An 18,507-nucleotide genomic window follows, 5' to 3' on the forward strand; every position below is an offset into this window, starting at 1 on the left:
TTTTTCACCTGATTACATAAAATCCGAACCCCGGTAAAAAATACATGGGTAAATATATCACTGCTATATAAATAAACCAATACCTTGCGGAAGGTATTGGCTGACTACACTTTAGTCAATCGTTATACGCTCCACTTCCTTCTCAAAGGCCGTTTTCTTTACTACTGGTACCTCCCGCCGGTGTTTCGCGCAGAGGGCGCATAGGGCGAAAATCACCGGGAAAAGATCAGGAAAAGTATGCGCCACAAAGCCAGCGTTTAAACCAACATAGTTTTGCTTATCTTTAAGGCCCCCCCGGGGAAAGTTCATCTCATCAAACTGCAGCAGCATATGACAAATGGGTTTAAAATAATCGGTATCTCGGTCAGAACAACGAACAAAGACAACCAGGCATTAGCAGATATAGGGAACTTATGGAGTCGTTTCTTTGCAGAAGGTATACCTGATAAGATCCCCAATAAACAATCCGGTGACATTTATTCTATCTATACTGATTACAAAAGTGATTATACAGAAGATTACACCACCCTCCTCGGAATGCCTGTCACCACGCTGGACGAGATCCCGGAAGGATTGACCGGCCGCGAATTTCAGCCAGAGCAGTTCCGGAAATTTGTTGCGAAAGGAGCCATGCCGGCGGCAGTAGCCAATACCTGGATGGACATCTGGCAGCGGGATAAAGAACTAAATAGAAAATACACCTACGACTTTGAAGTCTACAGCGCTACATCTCAACAGGGCGATAACGCTGAAGTGGAGATCTTTATAGCGACAAAATAAAATAAACAGATATGTCAATAACAAAAGAAGCTGAGTTAACAGGTATGCAGAAAGCCAGTGAGGCGGTGGCTTTTACCCTGAGAGAAATGACGAAATATGCCAGGGTAGGCATGAGTACAAAAGAGCTGGATGAATTCGGTGCCAGTATTCTGGCTGGTTTTGGCGCAAAGTCTGCCCCTTATTTAACTTACAATTTCCCGGGCTATACCTGCATCAGCGTAGACAATGAGTTCTGCCATGGTGTTCCTTCTGAAAGAAGGATCCTGAAAGATGGTGACCTGATCAACATAGATGTGTCTGCAGAACTAAATGGCTTTTGGGCTGACAATGGCGGATCATTTGTATTGGGGAATGATATTCACCAGCATCAGAAACTGGTGGATGCATCGAAAGAGATCCTGCAGAAAGCACTGAACACCATTCGAGGTGGTGTAAAGATAGCAGATGTGGGATACCTGATGGAAACAGAAGCCAAAAAGAGAGGTTTCAAGGTGATCAAAAACCTGGGCGGCCATGGAATTGGCAGAGGGTTGCATGAAGAACCGGGCGACCTGCTGAATTACAGGGTGAAGACGGATAAAAGACGCTTTAAAAAGAATTCAGTTGTAGCCATTGAAACGTTTATCTCTACAAGTTCATCTTATGCAACGGAATCCGTTGCACTGAACGACGGCTGGACCATGATTGGGGAAAGAGGCGGATATATGGCGCAGCATGAGCATACAATTGTCGTGACGGATGGTCAGCCCCTGATTCTCACGGAAATGAACGGAATTTTCAACTAAGCATAAAACACGTATGAAAGCGGGCACCCGCCTGCTGGCATGAACCTGTTTTAAGTAAAAAAGCCTTCAGCCATTCTGAAGTGCGCCCTGAAAGTTGGACACTTTTCGGGCTCACTTCATTCATCACGAGCTGAAGGCTTTTATTTTTACCATCCCCCCTTTGTCTTCCAGGCAACAGTTCTGGATATGCAATAGCTGGTACCGCCGAACACAAGGTACACGTGGCTTGCCGCCGGCAGAAGCTGGAAATGCCGTTGATCTGCTCAATTAATTGCCATTCTGTTAAAAGATAGTCGTAATTTTGCGCCCTAAATAAAACCAGTGTTGGCAGATAAGATCGCTTACTTTTCGGAGGATTTAATCAAAGATATAACCTTACCAGAACGGTTTACCTTTCCTTTTTTCTACGAACCACATCCACTATCCAAAATAGCGGCCGCCGACCTGCAACAGTACCTGGAAAAGCTCACTGGCCTGGATCATAACTTTGGAATAGATAATGATACCGATGGCACCGCCATCGGGAAAATGTTCGGCGTACTGGTGGTACAGGACACCACCGGGAAGCTGGGTTATCTCTCCGCCTTCTCTGGCAAACTGGCCAACTCCAACGACCACGGGAAATTCGTTCCACCCGTATTCGATATGCTTACGGAAAACAGCTTTTTTCTTAAAGGACTGGATATCATTACGACCATCAATACCCGTATCGACGAACTCACTAACAACAAATCATACCTTCTGCTACAGGAAGACCTTGAACGATCAACTGTCAGCGCTACCCATGAAATAGCGGCTTTAAAAGCCCGTTTAAAGGCCAACAAAGACCATCGCAAACAACTCCGGGCGGAGTTGAAACAACGTCTTAATGAGGCTGATTATGCTACTGCAGAGGCAGATATTATCAATCAGAGCCTGGCCGATAAACGACAGCTGAAACACCTCACCGATCACTGGACCCAAAAGCAAACAGCACTACAATTACAGCTGGCTGCATTTGAGTCAGCAATTGAACCCCTGAAAAATGAACGGAAGGAACGATCGGCCGACCTTCAGCAGCAGATCTTTGAACAATATAGTTTCCTCAATAAAGACGGGCGCACTAAAAGTTTGCAGGCCATCTTCAAAGAAACACCTTTTGGCAAACCACCTGCCGGGAGCGGGGAATGTGCCATGCCCAAACTCCTGCAATACGCCTTTGCCAACCAGTATCGGCCTGTTGCCATGGCAGAATTCTGGTGGGGCGCATCTCCAAAATCCGAGATCCGGAAACATGGCCAGTTCTACCCTTCCTGTACCGGTAAGTGCAAGCCCATTCTGGCCCATATGCTCGAAGGGATACCGCTGGAAGACAATCCTTTGCTCGACATCAAAGCAGATCGCCACCCCCTGGAGATCATATTTGAAGATGATAGTTTCGTAGTGGTGAATAAACCGGCAGGCTTACGCTCTGTGCCCGGCGTGAACATCGCGGATTCCGTATATAGCAGGTTAAAACAGGGTCTCCCAGGCACAGAACCACTGATAATTCATAGATTAGACATGGATACTTCCGGACTACTCGTCGTCGCCAAAACCCAGGCAGCCCACAAGCATATCCAACGGCAATTTTTACAGAGAACAGTTCGCAAACGCTATACGGCACTGTTATCAAAGATCATTGACCAGCCGGGAGGCATAATTGATCTTCCACTAGGCCCCGACCTGTTTAACCGCCCCAGGCAACTCGTCTGCTTTGATACCGGGAAGAAAAGCGTTACCAAATGGGAAGTTGTGAAAAGATACACTGATACAACCAAAGTCAATTTCTGGCCATTGACCGGCAGAACGCACCAGCTGCGCATGCACTCCGCCCATGAGTCAGGATTAAATGCCCCCATTGTAGGAGACGATCTGTATGGCACCCCCTCCGAAAGAATGTACCTGCATGCCGCTGAAATTGAATTTGTCCATCCTGCCACAAAGGAAAAAGTCAGCTTTACTATTGCAGAAGGGTTTTAATACTCCCCCCTGACAGCCATCATTTCTCCAAATGATGCTATTTTCAAAGTACCCTGACCCCCGTCAATAGTTTTGCCTGCGATATGAAGGAGTTTTGAAGTAAGATTAAAACTTTAAACCTTGAGCTATGAAATACACAAAATTCATGCTTGTAGCCATCGCCCTGATGCTGACCAATAGCCTTATCTCATCTGCTCAAACAGGGGCTCCTGGTGGCCCTGCTGTCAACTTACAGGCAACTAGTTATAAGTTCATCAAAACAGTCAATGGAAAGGAAGAAGCACAACCTGTTCATCCGCTGACCATCACTTCTGCTGCATACGACCTAAAAACGGCCGTCAACTATTACGAAGACGAATACGATAACTACTTCGTCTGCTTCGCAATTCCTGATGGGGAAACACTGGCAGCATATGATAAAAGCGGAAAACTGATCAGAACTGCAGAAAGATATGAATTGGAATTATTACCTACTTCTCTGACAGCTGCAATTGCAAAAAAATATCCCGGTTGGGTAATTGCAAAAGATGTATACCTGATTACGTACATCAAGGACAGGGACAATGAATCAAAGTACAGACTGGTACTGGAAAACGGCACCAAAAGGATTAAGGTAAAAGCGAACGACAACGGCGACCTTTTCTGATGTTTTTTATCAGACAATGTATTATTTATAACGAAGCTGTCTCATTTAGTTATGAGACAGCTTCGTTATGTTTTATATTCCGATTGGTTTACCGACTACATAACCACTAATACTTCTGACATTTACAATTGCATCCCAGTTAAAGTGATAAAAATTGAATACGTCTGCGGTATATATATGCCGGATGAAGTTACCTTCTCTCAAATACACCTTACCAGTAGAAACGTCATTTATTAATCCATTATCAACCTCCAGGTATTCTCCTATCGGGGAAATAATATTTGTGTGATTATAGGGAGGCAGATATTGACCGGGAAAAAGCCCATTCCAGGTTAGAATAGATATGATCTAACTACGCTACTATCAGCTCATTAAAAGGGTACCAATAGTACACCAATATATCACCTCTATATCCAATCGATATCGAGGTGATATTGAAGTGCCCTTTTAGTGACCTATAAGTACCCTTTTAGTATGCTATCCTGGCTATAGCCACACTATATTACTCATAATAAGCCGCCACCCATTTTGCCTTTATATCAGCACGGGCCTTTATAAACTCCCTGTCTGTTCCCTGCGCAATCGCATCCAGCGGAAAACGAAGCGGACGCGTACCCGCTTTCATATTGACCAGTGCAAGCACCCCGTCTGCAATAGTCTGCGGATTCATTTCAAACTGCGCCATTTTACCAAAAAGAGCAGCGCCCAAGGCATTCGCCTTTTCCTGCGCAGCAGCACCATATGCTTCAATGATGTCGGTCCTGTCCGCATTCACGCCCACCTTTACACCCGTGTTCATCTCTGTAGGATACACCCCCGGCTGGATACTTACATTCTCAATACCATAATCCGCCAGTTCATCCTGCGCTCCTTCCGTAATGCTTTCTACCACGAACTTTGAAGCCAGATAGGGCACCATAAATGGTAAGGTATGCCCGCTGGCACCTGAAGTGACATTTATGATCAGGCCACTTTTCTGACGGCGCATTACCGGCAGTACTGCCTGGTAGGTACGTACTACCCCGTATACATTCACTTCAAACATCCGGCGGATCTGGTCGATGGTATAAGCTTCCAGTAAACCGAACCCACTCACCGCCGCATTATTTACCAGTACATCAACACGCCCAAACTTTTCAACTACCTCGTCAAAGGCTGCTTTTACAGATTGATCATCTGTTATATCGATTTCAACAACTGTTATATTCGGGATCTTTGCCATCTCCGCAGCTACCGCCGCATTTTTGCTATCTACCCCACGCATGCCTGCTATGACTGTATAACCTGCCTTTGCAAGGGTTTGCGCTGTCAATTTGCCAAATCCGGTGCTGGTTCCTGTGATGAATATTACCTGTGACATAATTTGTAATTTTTATGATACAAAGGTGAGACGATCGGTTTTCCCGGCCATTGACCTATCGTAAAAAATGTCATTGACATATGTCAACGCAGGTTCTTGACATACATGAATGCCGTTTCATATTCCATTCCACAACTTTGTATAAATAAAATGTACACGTCTGATATCCCGGGATCTTATATAGCAGGAAAATACGTTTGCATGGGCGCGAAAAGCAGCCGGTCGCCCGACATGAAATGTGTCAGGACCAAATTATATATGCCGGGACGCATATTTTTTTATAGCTTTATGGCTATATGTTTGAGTCTTTCAAGAAATACATCCTCGAAAAAGTCACTTTAACCGAATCAGATCTGTTGAAAATTGAAGCGGTCTGCCAGTATAAAAAGCTAAGGAAAAGACAATACCTGTTGCAGGAAGGGGATGTCTGGAAATACAATGCTTTTATTGTAAAGGGATGTTTGCGCACATTCTCGGTGGACAACAAGGGAAATGAACATATCTTAAACTTCGCTATAGAAAACTGGTGGATAGGCGACCGCCAGAGCCTGCTATCAGGCACCCCATCTATCTACAATATTGAAGCACTGGAAGATGCCGAAGTCATTCTCATTACCAAAACCAACTTCGACCATCTATGCAATGAGATACCAGCTTTCAATGACATGGTCAATGCCATCCTGCAGAGAAGCTTTGTTGCCTCGCAGGGGCGAATCCAGACATTTCTCAGCGCTGGCGCGGAAGAAAAATACCTGCAGTTTATAGAAAAGTATCCTCAGCTCGCACAGCGTGTGCCGCAGGGAATGATTGCTTCTTATCTGGGTATCACACCCGAAACATTGAGCCGGGTCAGAAAGAACATGCGGTAAGGAGCTTAAATGATCTTTATCCGCTCCTCCTCCAGGTCTATCTGGTATAACTGTTCCCTGATAATCTCCTCGTCGATTGCAGGGTCCTTATTCAGCTCCGTCAGGTAAGCCCTTTGGCTTTCCAGCAATTCAATAAAGATAGCCTTCGTTTTTTCATTCATTAAATTCTCACTATTCGCTTTCGCACGTTCCTCCCATATATGCAGGAGTTTTTCCATTCCTGCATGCCCGTTCAACTCATTTTCATGCTTGTGCTTCAAAAACTGATATACGTGCTGTTTCAATCCATGCTTCATTTTCTGGCGGGTCTCCTTCTCCGCATCGTCGCTATCCAGTCCCTCGAAGACCCCTGTTTTCCTGATCAGGAAAGGCAGCGTCAGGCCCTGTACCACCAATGTCAGTAGTATTGTTACAAAGGTGATAAAAAGGATCAGGTTCCGCTGCGGGAACAAAGTACCGTCATCAAAGGCTACCGGTATAGACAACGCAGCAGCCAGCGATACCACGCCACGCATCCCCGTCCAGCCGAGCATGAACGGTAATAAAAAGGCTTTGAGCCGGGAGCTGGCCCTGGGCCTCACCTGCGGTCTGAAAATGATCGTAGCCAGCATGGCACTGTATGCACTGATCATTCTCGCTAAGATCAATACCCCCGTCACCAATACACCGTACCAGATAGCGGTATGCAAAGGTGTACCGGCCGATCGCAGGCCATCTACGATTTCGGGCAGATCCAATCCTATGATGAGAAAGACGACACCATTCAATATGAACACCAAACTCCCCCACACGCTATAGGCCGAAATGCGGCTGGCACTATTCAGGAAAAGTAATCGCCTGGAAGACATTACCAAACCACCGCACACTACCGCCAGCACGCCCGAGCAATGCAGTTCTTCCGCCAGCCAGTACATGAGGTAAGGTTCAATCAGGGTGAGCGCAATATCAGAAGTAGCCGTAGTAGGTAACCACTTATGCGCTTTTACAAACAGGATCGCCAGCAGGATGCCGATCGCGGCTCCACCCACCACCATCCATACAAAACTTCCCGCTGCCTGTAGCCAGATGAACTGGCCGGTTCCTACCGTGACCATCGCAAAACGGAATATAATCAGCGAAGAAGCGTCATTGAGCAGGCTCTCCCCTTCCAGGATAGAAGACGTAGATTTGGGTATTTTTACAAACTTCGTGATGGCAGCCGTGCTGATGGCATCTGGTGGTGACACTATTCCTCCCAGCAAAAACCCCAGGGCAATACTAAACCCCGGCAAAAAATAATTTGCAAATACCGCTACTGACAATGCCGTGAAGAACACAACCAGGAATGCAAAACTGGAAATGATACGCCACCATTTCTTCATTTCCTTGAAAGAAACAGTCCAGGAAGCCTCGAATAATAACGGTGGTAAAAAAATGAAGAAGATAAGGTCAGGATTGACCTTAACAGCAGGCAATCCGGGGATAAAACTGATAAGCAGCCCTGCCACTACTAACAGGATGGGATATGCGATTTTTAGCCGGGTTGCCCACATTTCTAATATCACGACGGCCGCAATCATGGCGAGGAAAAAAGGAAGGATAGTGTGCATTCAACTATTTTTAAAATCGCTGGACGAGCAAATAAGCCCGAAAATAAGAAAATAGGGCGTAAGTTGAATAGTACGCCCTACCTTTATCAGCCTTTCTTTAATGTCAGTACGGCAATCTCCGGCCACATGCCGATCCTGCCCTTTAGGCCCAGGAAACCAAATCCCCTGTTCACATACAGGTATTTACCCCGCTGCTCATACAGGCCGGCCCACTGCTTATAGACATATTTGATCGGACTCCATTTGAAGCCAAACAGCTCTATACCGAACTGCATACCATGGGTATGGCCGGCCAAAGTCAGGTGTACATGCTGGTGATGGTCTACTGTTACTTCATCCCAATGGGAAGGGTCGTGCGACATCAGGACTTTGAATGAGTTGTCCGGTACATTCGCCGTGGCCTGCTTCAGGTCTCCATATTTATGAAAACCACCCTTCCCCCAGTTTTCCACCCCAATAAGGGAAATGCTCTGCCCCTGCTTACTGATGGTGACAGCTTCGTTCAGCAACAGGTTAAAACCCATTTCCCCGTGTACCGCTTTCAAACGGTTCAGATTTGCGGCCTGCGCCTCCTTACTTTCCCACCGGATATAGTCGCCATAGTCATGGTTACCTAATACCGAATACTTGCCGTATGGCGCCTTTAATTTGTTAAAACCACCTATCCAGGGGTCCATCTCTGAAGCCATGTTATTGACAAGGTCACCAGTGAACAGCAGCAGGTCGCTTTGCTGGGCATCTACCAGGTCAAGTCCTTTCTGTACGCCACTGGCATCAGTAAAACTACCGGAATGTATATCGGATAACTGTGTGATGGTAAAACCATCGAACGCCTCCGGCAGATCAGGGAAAAAGATGGTTTCCTTTCTCACCTTGTAGAAGTGCTTTCCTTTCGTCAATCCAAAGAGGATAACGAGAAAAATAACACCCGCCAGCGCCACAGCCACCTCGCTTACATAGACACTTCTGGCCGGGAAACCACGGAATAAACGCACGATGTCTTCTGCCAGTAATACCGGGGAAGAAAAAACCTTGGGTATAAAATTGAGCATCATCGCTCCTATCACAACTGCAATGTAGCGCTCTGATGTAAACCCTGCCCTGCGTAAAAAAATAATAGAGATGATCGCACCGATCAGTAAAATATCGAAGAGCCAATATCCAACATGAAAAGCCGGATGCTGGCTAAGTGTAGAAACTGCCTGGTAAAAATAAAGATCGCCCACCAGGAAGAGCAGGAGCATTAACGGAAACCTTGCCATATAAATTGAAAACGCGTTTATTAAGTAGACGAACACCTGGCAGGAATATTGTAAAACCGCCCACTTTTTTTATATCCGATTGGTTTACAGTATCATTGGCAATTTCCCCGGGTAGCAGTATAGGCCGTCTGCTTTAATGGCTAAATTGATCATCTCACCCAATGCTGATGTCCCCGGCACATTGATCTATCATATTTAAAGACCCCGAAAAGCTGGGCCATCAGTCTTTACTTAACCACCAGTATGGTTGACTGGCGAATGGCTATATCCCAAACCGGCCACCTGTCAAATAATATTCAAACAGCCGAAGACAGCTACTTCAGCTATTTGAATAAAGAATTCTTATGCCTCTTTTACCCCATCATTTTCTGCCACGCCAAATCGTTGCTTAGCCGCATCCGTTACCGGGGTAAAGAAATTGACAAGGTTACCATCAGGATCTCTGAACAGCAAAGAGCGGTTGCCCCATGGCATAGTTGTAGGCTGCTGTACCACCACTTCTGCAGGAATGCGGGTGCTGGCAGCATCTACATCATCTACCCTGAATTCAATGATAACAGACCTGTTACTGGCAGCCGCCGCTACGTCGCCGCCAAAGAGTGCAAGCGTACGGGTACTGCCAATTGCCAGCGCAGCAGTAGTTGTTTTTAATTCGGCAAAGTCTTCCGTAAACCAGCTGAAAGAAGCACCGGTAGCGGCTTCATAAAACTTTACCAGGCGTTGGATGTCAGCAGTAATAATGCGGATGGAGGATAGGATCATTGTGTTTTGATTTTGTTACTACGGCAAAATAAATACCGGCTAGTGACAGCCCTATGTCAGCAGCTTCCCTGGCAGGTTCAATTTTTAATCCATCGCAGCCATATTTAGTTAACTTTGCAGTATGCCTGTCTCAATCATTCGATACCGCACTCAACTGCCGGCCCCCAGAACGAGAATCATGCTGGAGCAAAACATGTTCACCTTTCTCCTGGATGGTGAAAAGACGGTACATTTTGCAGGTACGCAGGTCACTGTACAACCACACCAGTTTGTATTGTTAGCAGCAGGTAATTGCCTGATGAGCGAAAAGATCGCAGCACACAATGCGGACTACCATAGTATCCTGCTATTGTTCAGTAACCAGGAACTGGCAGATTTTTTTGACAGGCACACCCCATTGTTAGGTACGTTTTCGAAGCAATCAGGCACACATCCTTTTCTACGATTTGAAAAAGATGTGTTTCTCACAAACTTTGTTCATTCACTTGATTACATGCTGGCAGATGATAAGATCTTCCATCCGGCACTACAGAAGATAAAACTCGAAGAACTTTTTTTATACCTCGCTACTCAATACCCGGGGCAACTACAGCAGATCAGGAACATGAGCTACGAGGGCGGAGAAGAATTCATGATCCGTCAGGCCGTCACTTCGCATATAGAAAGTAATATCACCGTCGAAGAGCTGGCCTTTCTTTGCAATATGAGCCTGTCTTCTTTTAAACGCAGGTTTGCCCGCATCTATGGTAATAGCCCGAATAAATGGTTGCTGGAAAAGAGAATGGAAAGAGCGGCTAAAATGCTGCGTTACGACAACCGGAAGGCCAGTGAGATCTACTTTGAACTGGGGTATGAAAACCTCTCCAGCTTTATCCAGTCTTTTAAGCAGATCTACGGTATCACGCCCAAACAATACCAATTGAACGTTTAGCTACAATTTCTGAACGCCTGCCTGTTATTTAACACCTGGCACCATGACTACCTTTGAGTCATGAATAAAACATACTTTTTACAACTCGCCAACTATAATGTGTGGGCAAATGCGAAAGCAATCAATTGGGTACAACAGCTCACCGATACACAATGGCAACAGGATATTACCAGTAGTTTCAGCAGCGTACGCCAAACTGTCCTTCACATTGCCAGTGCTGAAAAAATATGGATCGACTTCTGGACAAAAGCACCAGCACCCATATTTCTATCCGGTACGTTTACAGGCACTAAAAGTGAACTAATTGAGATCTGGAAAAAGGCAGCTGCCGGTATGCGTGACTTCTTAGAGGCATACCCCGAAAAGCAGTTGCAAGACCTGATTACTTTCAGCTATCCACGTGGTGGAGAAGCACAAATGCCATTTGCTCAAACCTTTGCACATATTATCAATCACTCTACTTATCACCGCGGCCAACTGGTTACTCTACTCCGGCAGGCGGGATTTACGGATCTCTCTTCTATAGACCTGGCTACCTTTTACAGGCAAATGCCTATATTTGATAGTATATAATCACCATTATATGTCACGTACATTCGAGACCCCGGCCCTGACCAATACCCTTCTTCAGCAGGTGGATGTGCTGTTGAATACTGCCAGAGAACAGTTATTGCCAGCCCATGATAATATACTCTTACGCCAACCTGCTCCGGACAAATGGAGTGCGGCGCAATGCCTGGATCACCTGAATGCCTATGCACGATTTTATATCCCCCGTATAGAAAAGGCCATACAGGGGAAACTGGCAGGTAGCCTTCCACCAGCGCCATCACCTGTTTTTAAAAGCGGCTGGCTGGGAAACTATTTTACCAATATGATGCTCCCTAAAGCAGATGGCCATCCGGGCATGAAAATGCAGGCCCCAAAAGGATATAGGCCATTGGCTGATCTGAATGCAAAGCAGGTGGTGAATGAATTCATCGATTGGCAGGAACGGGCAAAACAATTACTTGAGCAGTCAAAACTGGTTAACCTGGAAAGTATCAAAATACCCACGACTTTGGGCAACTGGTTAAAATTCTCCCTGGGTGATACTTTCCGGTTCGTGATTGCACATGAACAACGACATATGGCACAGGCACTACGGGCAAAATACGAATCATCTATAACTTGAACCCCATGAAAAAAATCACATTGTTAACGCTTTTGTTATTCACCTGTTATGTAGTAAATGCACAACGATTAGATACAACGAAAGAAATCACAGCGATTAAACAGTTGGTACAACGCTACGAAGATGCCTGGAACCGGCACGATCCCCAGGGCCTGGCGGAGAATTACGATACAGATGCCACCTGGGTGAATTGGTTTGGTAGTTATTACAAAGGGAGAGAAGATATCCGGCATCACTACCAGATAGTACATGAATCCTATTTCAGGCATACACAGTACTATACCAGGGAGGTCGAAGATATTACGTTGCTGAAACCTGACATAGCCATCGCACATGTGCGTACCGGGCTCAGTGGAGATGCCCGCTATCCGGGGCAGGTATTTGAATTCAGGAGGATGATTGTGTTAAATAAACGGCAGGGGAAGTGGCTGATCAAAGCCGGGCAAAATGCGAAGCTGGATCAGGGAATAAAGTAAGATAACATTGTCATATGGCAGGAAGTGCTATTTTCACACTATTCAATTTTCACTAAACTCTTAAGCACATGAGAAAAATTGTTGGACTCCTTTTCTTAACCCTTGCATTGGCTTGTAACACAAAGAAACAACCTAAAACAGCAGATGAAGTTTTAAGTTCGGTGAACAAAACCAACCTGAACAAAGGCCGTCAGGATTTTCATTTAGATACACCTGAAGGCTGGACGACCGACCGCAAAACCGTTCAGGGTATTGACTACTACTATATTATCGCACCTAATACGGGCGAAGTACCTGGTACGAACATCAACATGGTCTCGGAATCTATGCAGGGAATCACACTGAAGGAATATATCACAAAATCAATGTCTACATTAAAGCGGCTTTTGCCGACCTCAGAGATCATTGCAAATGGAGACATTGAAGTAAATGGTATCCAGGGAGTATGGTATAATTATACTATGGAAATGCAAGGTGTGAAGGCTGACCTGATGGCCTATGTGTTGCCCAAAGACGGTATCGCATATGTGATCACCGGCACTTGCCCACCAGGTAAAAAAGGTAAATACCGTCCTATTTTCGACGCAGTAGCAAAATCATTCAAATTGAATTAAAACAGGAAGAGGTTGTATCAAAGTAATTTGAAGACATTGAGAATTCAATATTCCTCTCCATCAGGTATCCGAATTAAATCCGGAAAATTTTACTTTTGATACAACCTCTTTATTTAAAGTAATGTGGTGCATGTGTAATTCCCGCTAATAAGCAATCAAGCCCTCCTTTTCAGAGATGTCTTCTTTATTCAGACGCAACAAGTGCTATAACCGCACATACCTGCTCTCCTATTTAAACGCCTGGCTATACAACGTATTAATAACATCCTTCCAGGCCTGCGCATTCTCAAATTCCCCATTACAAATAAAGATCACCCCTTTTTTACTCAACGGGCTATAAGAGATAAACGACGACACTCCAATTGCAGATCCGGTATGGCTATATAAAATCAAGCCCTTGTTGGTAGCGAACTGGAACCAGGTATGAAAACCGAGATTACATTCATCAGGCGTCAAAGTTTGTATAGCATTGCTATCGATCACATGCCTGTTGCTCCACCGGCCCTGGTTCGTCCATGCAATCAGGAAATGTGCAAACTGTTCCACATTGGTATGAAGCCCGCCAGCCGGGTAATCAGGAAACCCGCCATGCCCCAATGGTATAAATTGATGCAGCGAATCCGAATACGTATATGGCATTGCCACCTGGTTACTGTCTATATCGCGCAGGAACCACCCCGTATTATGCATATCCAGTGGCTGAAATAAATGGATCTTACAATAAGTATTAAAATCCTGCCCGGAGATGCGCTCTACAAGATAGCCCAGAAGAGCTATGCCCATATTGGAATAATGAGCCTTTGCACCGGGTGGATAGTCATAGAAATTTTTCTGCTTATCATAATGCTTACCCTGCACCTTAAAATATTCTTTGATAAATACAGATAGCGGTATGGTAGGATCACCATGATTTGTGTCCCAGAATATGTGGAGATAATCTACATTATCATCAATAGATGCACGATGTCGTAACAGCTGCCGGAACGTAATGGGCGTATGAGGAAATGCAGGGTTGGCAAGATGGAAGTCAAGATAACGATTCACGTCATCATCCAGCTTGAACTTGCCGGCAGCATATAATTGCATAACAGCAGCTGCGGTGACTGTCTTGGACGTGGAAGCAGCTTCGAAGAGGGTATTCGGCCCGACAGGGATCTTTTTCTCCAGGTTCTGATACCCATAGTAGCCGGTCCATACAATGTGCCCTTTATCGATGGCAACAGCCTCAAAACCGGCAATATGTTTATCGGCCAGCAGGCTGTCAAGTAATGGCTTTTGCGGATATACAAGGATCGGCAAAAATGTACAAACAATCAGCAGGTAATTGGTGAGTTTCATGTTGTGTCCGGGATAAGGACTGTAATTTATGGCTTTTTAGGAAGAGATACGACAGAACTATCAGCATGGGAATATCCTGTTATGAATGACTATAAATAAAACACTGTCTCAAAAGTAATCTGGCTGGTTACAACATGTCATAAATCCGCATCCCGAACCTGCCAGATTACTTTTGAGACATCCGGATCATGCCAGTCTCTTTTTCCCTGTCAGCAGCTTTATCGCCAGCAATCCTACTCCTAACAACACTACCCCTGCTGTGATCCGCTGGCGGGTACGTCTCGATAACCGGGGACGCGCGTTCCCGTTTGTACTCATGGAATAATCCACGGTGTTGAAAATATTCCCATCTGTTTTGGCAATCGGATCCGCATGCTTAAAATATCCCCGCATCAGTAAACCGGTAAATTTCACCATGAGCTCAGGAGCCAGCGCATGACCAAGCCTGAATAATTTTGAGGCACCACCCGGATACCTGTTCGACACAGGATGCAGGATCGATTCCTTCACAGCAGCAGCAACTACTTTAGGATCAGATACTGGTGGGGCATTCTTCAATACCTTCCCTGTATAGTTAGCGGCATGCTGTATACCGGGGGTATCCAGAAAGGCCGGAAAGAGGTCTACTACATGAATATCCGGCCAGTTGCTCAATTCTCCCCTGATGGATTCAAAAAAGCCCCTGAGCGCATATTTACTGGCTGTATAGGCGCTGCCATAAGGAACAGGTACGTACCCGCCAATAGAGATATTATTAATCAGGATACCGGCCCCCTGTTGTTTGAAGTACGGAAGTACAGCATGGGTACCACTCATATACCCCAGCAGATTTGTATTGATCACCTGCTGATGAGTTTCCCAGGGCGTTTCCTCAAAGGCGCCGGCAGCCAATACACCCGCATTATTTACCCATACATCAATCCGGCCATTCCACTCAAACGCTTTCTGCGCCAGTTCCAGCATGGCCGTGCGGTCTGCCACATCTGTAGGTATCACCAATACCGCTGCTCCCAATTCCCGGCATTCATCCCCTAATTCAAGCAGGGCTGTTTCATTTCTGGCGGCCAGCACCAGGTTTACTTTTTCAGCAGCCAGCTCAAGGGCAGTGGTTTTACCTGCGCCGCTGGATGCTCCTGTTATGACGATTGTTTTGTTTTCCATATAATGAAGTCTTCAAAAGGTAAGCCAACAGCGGCAGTCTTAGCCGTAGTATGATCCCGGCATTTTGCACCTGGCATTTTTACGCTGGCTTTTATTTACCGGTTAGCAGCACCTTAATTTATCGAGATAAAAAAATCCCCTGGCTCAAATTAACAAGCTGCACAACTTAAGAACTTGCCAGGGTGCATTTGCAGAAATGTACATATCTTGAGGAAAGAAAGATTAACCGCCATGAAAGTCAGCATTATCAATCTTGTTATCCTTATTACTACCTTCATTTCGCTCCGTGTGCAGGGGCAAGACACTGTAAGAAGCGTATATACCGGCAATAAAATAGATTCCATCTATTCAAACATTCTACAGCAACAGCGCGTCATCCAGGTATTTACCCCACAGGACTATACACCCGGAAGTAATAAAAAATACGACGTGCTCTATGTACTCGACGGCGGCAACTGGAACACGGGTATGATCAACAATGTACAGCGCTATGAAGAAAATGAGGGCACCATCCCGCCTACCATCGTCGTAAGTGTATTAGGCATTGACCGTAACAAAGACCTGACACCTACCCGTATAAAAGACTGGCCGACTTCCGGCGGCGGTACAAACTTCCTCCATTTTCTCAGGGATGAACTGATTCCATACATCAATAAAAATTATCCCTCCGACGGTGACAATACCCTGTGGGGACATTCATTGGGAGGATTGTTTGTAGTCAATGCATGGCTCAATGAACCCAATACTTTCAAATCCTATATTGCCGTTGATCCCAGCCTCTGGTGGGACGATGGCCTGATACTTAAAACTGCCCCCGGGAAACTTCCGGCATTGGCAGACTCCCATACAACGCTTTTTATCAGCGGCAGAACAGGCAGGGACGGCGAAGTGATGAAAGTACCCGACATGGATACAGTACTCTCCAGGCTGGCCCCCCCAGGGCTGAAGTGGAAGGTGGTACAATACCCGGACGAAACACATAGTTCTATCAGGTTAAAGAGCACCTACGATGGATTGAGATTCTCCTTCGGCTGGAATAAAATGAGCATCACTTTTCATCCCATGAATGGAATGGTGGTAAAAGGGCAGCCTTTCAAAGTCTGGTGTTTTGGCGACACCACTAACCTGCACTATACCTTAGATGGCAGTCAACCTACATTTTCCTCTTCTTCCATGGGCGATGAAGTAGTGATTCAGGATGCAGCTACTTTGATGGTCAGGCAACTGACCAGCCGCACCAGGTATGATAAATCAAAATCAGGTACCTACACCGTAGGCTCCCCCCTGAAAGGAGCCGCCAAAGGCAAGCCTGATATCCATTATGCTTATTTTGAAGAAGACTCGTTAAAACCTAAGCAGGAAGGCATCATAAAAGATAAACTGACATTGCCGCGAAAGAATGATTATAAACTCATAGTAGATGGCTGGATGGAAGCAAAAGAGACTGGTTATTATATACTGCTGTTCGAAGCAGACGCAGGTTCACAGTTCTTTCTGAATAAACAGGAACTGATCAATTGCAAAAAGAATGATGATGGTAATACATACACCTACATTGTACCGCTGGAAAAAGGATTCCATCCCTACAAGATCGTATACCCGCATAAAAATGCAGACGCTGGTTTAAGACTTTCCTGTCTCGCTCCTTCCACTTTGCAATTGATGAACGCAGGTACAATTCCTTTTTATAGTGCAGCGATTCTCGAAAAGTTAATTCCTATCTTTACTTTATAACGATCATATGCTCCATGTATACAGGTAAAATTCCGGTTCATGACTAAGTAGATAGATCCACGCACAAAAAAACAGGTAGGTCTTCCGGGATCGATCATGAAACGTTCAGAAAAATTTATAGTAGTATTAAATAATATCGGCAATGATATGGCAGAAAGAAACTGATACACTCAGACAGATCATACTTGACTGCGGCCTCAATGAATCCATCAAATGGGGTAAACCATGCTTTGACTATGAAGGAAAGAACATCGTGATCATACAGGGGTTTAAAGACTACTGTGCCGTGCTCTTTTTCAAAGGCGTACTATTAGCCGATCCTGATGGCCTGCTCGTCAAAACCGGCGAAAACACACAGGTAGGCCGGCAGGCCAGGTTCACCTCTGTAAAAGCAATTACACAGGCTTCATCGATCCTGAAAGCCTGTATATATGAAGCAATTGAAGTAGAGAAACAGGGATTAAAAGTGGACACTCAAAAAACACCTGTCAACATTCCGGAAGAACTACAACGGCAATTTACCCGGCAGCCGAAACTCAGGAAAGCATTTGAAGCATTGACCCCAGGCAGACAAAAAGCCTACGCATTCTTTTTTTCAGGAGCTAAGCAGGCGAAAACCCGGGAAGCCAGGATTGAAAAGTACATTCCGCTCATCCTGGCAGGGAAAGGAATGAATGATTAAACATGCTATACTAACGTTCGAAAGATGGCCAACAAGACAAGAAAATGCCCCCCAGTGATTTGAAGCCGTTCGTAAGAAATCATGAAAGATGACCGGTATTTTATCAGATATCCCTATCTTCGCTCCCGTTTACGTTCTTTTTCTTTCCCCACCTAAAAAAGGTTCTGCTTCACCGCAGATTAATAGGGAATCGTGTGAAAATCACGAACTGTCCCGCAACTGTAAGTAACACACACAGTTGTTACCAACAATGTCCACTGGCCAACACCGGGAAGGACGGTAGCAATGTTACAAGTCAGGAGACCTGCCTTTTTTATGCTGGCTATGCTTTCGTGGACTGAAG

The 18,507-nt window shown here is 45.4% G+C and carries 19 protein-coding genes and 1 riboswitch; of the genes, 12 read left to right on the forward strand and 7 right to left on the reverse strand.

Annotated features, from left to right (window positions below; genetic code table 11):
* Positions 1 to 111 precede the first annotated feature (111 nt).
* Positions 112 to 330: a hypothetical protein gene (locus ABDW33_RS18595; protein WP_343691587.1), complete on the reverse strand. Its 219-nt coding sequence runs from the start codon at positions 328 to 330 to the stop codon at positions 112 to 114.
* Here ABDW33_RS18595 and ABDW33_RS18600 point away from each other — a divergent pair, their 5' ends adjacent.
* The 4 genes from ABDW33_RS18600 to ABDW33_RS18615 all read left to right on the forward strand — a co-directional run bounded on the left by ABDW33_RS18600 (position 331) and on the right by ABDW33_RS18615 (position 4,212).
* Entirely contained in the window at positions 331 to 780 is a 450-nt protein-coding gene (locus ABDW33_RS18600) for a GyrI-like domain-containing protein (RefSeq protein ID WP_343691588.1), read from the forward strand.
* A gap of 11 nt (positions 781 to 791) precedes the next feature.
* Positions 792 to 1,565: a type I methionyl aminopeptidase gene (gene map / locus ABDW33_RS18605; RefSeq protein WP_343691589.1), complete on the forward strand. Its 774-nt coding sequence runs from the start codon at positions 792 to 794 to the stop codon at positions 1,563 to 1,565.
* A 324-nt stretch (positions 1,566 to 1,889) separates the two neighbouring features.
* A complete protein-coding gene (locus ABDW33_RS18610; RefSeq protein ID WP_343691590.1) occupies positions 1,890 to 3,566 on the forward strand; it encodes a pseudouridine synthase in 1,677 nt (558 codons plus the stop codon).
* A 127-nt stretch (positions 3,567 to 3,693) separates the two neighbouring features.
* Positions 3,694 to 4,212 (forward strand): nicotinate-nucleotide adenylyltransferase, encoded by a 519-nt coding sequence (locus ABDW33_RS18615; protein ID WP_343691591.1) that lies wholly within the window; start codon positions 3,694 to 3,696, stop codon positions 4,210 to 4,212.
* Positions 4,213 to 4,714: 502 nt separating this feature from the next.
* Here the strand turns inward: ABDW33_RS18615 and ABDW33_RS18620 are convergent.
* Positions 4,715 to 5,572, reverse strand: a complete 858-nt coding sequence (locus ABDW33_RS18620) for an SDR family oxidoreductase (protein WP_343691592.1) — start codon at positions 5,570 to 5,572, stop codon at positions 4,715 to 4,717.
* Positions 5,573 to 5,868: 296 nt separating this feature from the next.
* On the opposite strand from ABDW33_RS18620, the gene ABDW33_RS18625 reads away from it, so the two are divergent.
* A complete protein-coding gene (locus ABDW33_RS18625; protein WP_343691593.1) occupies positions 5,869 to 6,441 on the forward strand; it encodes a Crp/Fnr family transcriptional regulator in 573 nt (190 codons plus the stop codon).
* 5 nt (positions 6,442 to 6,446) lie between these two features.
* Here the strand turns inward: ABDW33_RS18625 and ABDW33_RS18630 are convergent, their stop codons facing one another.
* The 3 genes from ABDW33_RS18630 to ABDW33_RS18640 all read right to left on the reverse strand — a co-directional run bounded on the left by ABDW33_RS18630 (position 6,447) and on the right by ABDW33_RS18640 (position 10,054).
* Positions 6,447 to 8,030, reverse strand: a complete 1,584-nt coding sequence (locus tag ABDW33_RS18630; RefSeq protein ID WP_343691594.1) for a Na+/H+ antiporter — start codon at positions 8,028 to 8,030, stop codon at positions 6,447 to 6,449.
* An 86-nt stretch (positions 8,031 to 8,116) separates the two neighbouring features.
* Entirely contained in the window at positions 8,117 to 9,292 is a 1,176-nt protein-coding gene (locus ABDW33_RS18635) for a metallophosphoesterase (RefSeq protein ID WP_343691595.1), read from the reverse strand.
* Positions 9,293 to 9,634: 342 nt separating this feature from the next.
* Positions 9,635 to 10,054 (reverse strand): VOC family protein, encoded by a 420-nt coding sequence (locus tag ABDW33_RS18640; protein WP_343691596.1) that lies wholly within the window; start codon positions 10,052 to 10,054, stop codon positions 9,635 to 9,637.
* A 121-nt stretch (positions 10,055 to 10,175) separates the two neighbouring features.
* Between ABDW33_RS18640 and ABDW33_RS18645 the strand changes: the two genes are divergently transcribed.
* From ABDW33_RS18645 to ABDW33_RS18665, 5 genes are all read left to right on the forward strand, one after another.
* Positions 10,176 to 10,985, forward strand: coding sequence for an AraC family transcriptional regulator (locus ABDW33_RS18645; protein ID WP_343691597.1), 810 nt, complete (start codon positions 10,176 to 10,178; stop codon positions 10,983 to 10,985).
* 60 nt (positions 10,986 to 11,045) lie between these two features.
* Complete coding sequence (locus ABDW33_RS18650) at positions 11,046 to 11,558, forward strand: DinB family protein (RefSeq protein WP_343691598.1); 513 nt, start codon at positions 11,046 to 11,048, stop codon at positions 11,556 to 11,558.
* Positions 11,559 to 11,568: 10 nt separating this feature from the next.
* Positions 11,569 to 12,159: a DinB family protein gene (locus ABDW33_RS18655; RefSeq protein ID WP_343691599.1), complete on the forward strand. Its 591-nt coding sequence runs from the start codon at positions 11,569 to 11,571 to the stop codon at positions 12,157 to 12,159.
* Positions 12,160 to 12,164: 5 nt separating this feature from the next.
* Positions 12,165 to 12,635, forward strand: coding sequence for an SgcJ/EcaC family oxidoreductase (locus ABDW33_RS18660; RefSeq protein WP_343691600.1), 471 nt, complete (start codon positions 12,165 to 12,167; stop codon positions 12,633 to 12,635).
* Positions 12,636 to 12,703: 68 nt separating this feature from the next.
* Positions 12,704 to 13,249: a hypothetical protein gene (locus tag ABDW33_RS18665; protein ID WP_343691601.1), complete on the forward strand. Its 546-nt coding sequence runs from the start codon at positions 12,704 to 12,706 to the stop codon at positions 13,247 to 13,249.
* 228 nt (positions 13,250 to 13,477) lie between these two features.
* Here ABDW33_RS18665 and ABDW33_RS18670 read toward each other — a convergent pair whose 3' ends face one another.
* Complete coding sequence (locus ABDW33_RS18670) at positions 13,478 to 14,587, reverse strand: serine hydrolase domain-containing protein (protein ID WP_343691602.1); 1,110 nt, start codon at positions 14,585 to 14,587, stop codon at positions 13,478 to 13,480.
* Positions 14,588 to 14,773: 186 nt separating this feature from the next.
* On the reverse strand, positions 14,774 to 15,748 hold the full coding sequence (locus ABDW33_RS18675) for an SDR family oxidoreductase (protein WP_343691603.1): 975 nt from the start codon (positions 15,746 to 15,748) through the stop codon (positions 14,774 to 14,776).
* Positions 15,749 to 15,979: 231 nt separating this feature from the next.
* Here ABDW33_RS18675 and ABDW33_RS18680 point away from each other — a divergent pair, with 231 nt between their 5' ends.
* Both ABDW33_RS18680 and ABDW33_RS18685 read left to right on the forward strand, forming a co-directional pair.
* Positions 15,980 to 17,482 (forward strand): alpha/beta hydrolase-fold protein, encoded by a 1,503-nt coding sequence (locus tag ABDW33_RS18680; protein WP_343691604.1) that lies wholly within the window; start codon positions 15,980 to 15,982, stop codon positions 17,480 to 17,482.
* Positions 17,483 to 17,624: 142 nt separating this feature from the next.
* A complete protein-coding gene (locus tag ABDW33_RS18685; protein WP_343691605.1) occupies positions 17,625 to 18,164 on the forward strand; it encodes a DUF1801 domain-containing protein in 540 nt (179 codons plus the stop codon).
* Positions 18,165 to 18,306: 142 nt separating this feature from the next.
* Positions 18,307 to 18,491: riboswitch (cobalamin riboswitch) on the forward strand.
* Positions 18,492 to 18,507 lie beyond the last annotated feature (16 nt).

It is taken from the genome of Chitinophaga sp. (assembly GCF_039596155.1).
In the GTDB taxonomy this organism is placed as follows: Bacteria; Bacteroidota; Bacteroidia; order Chitinophagales; family Chitinophagaceae; genus Chitinophaga.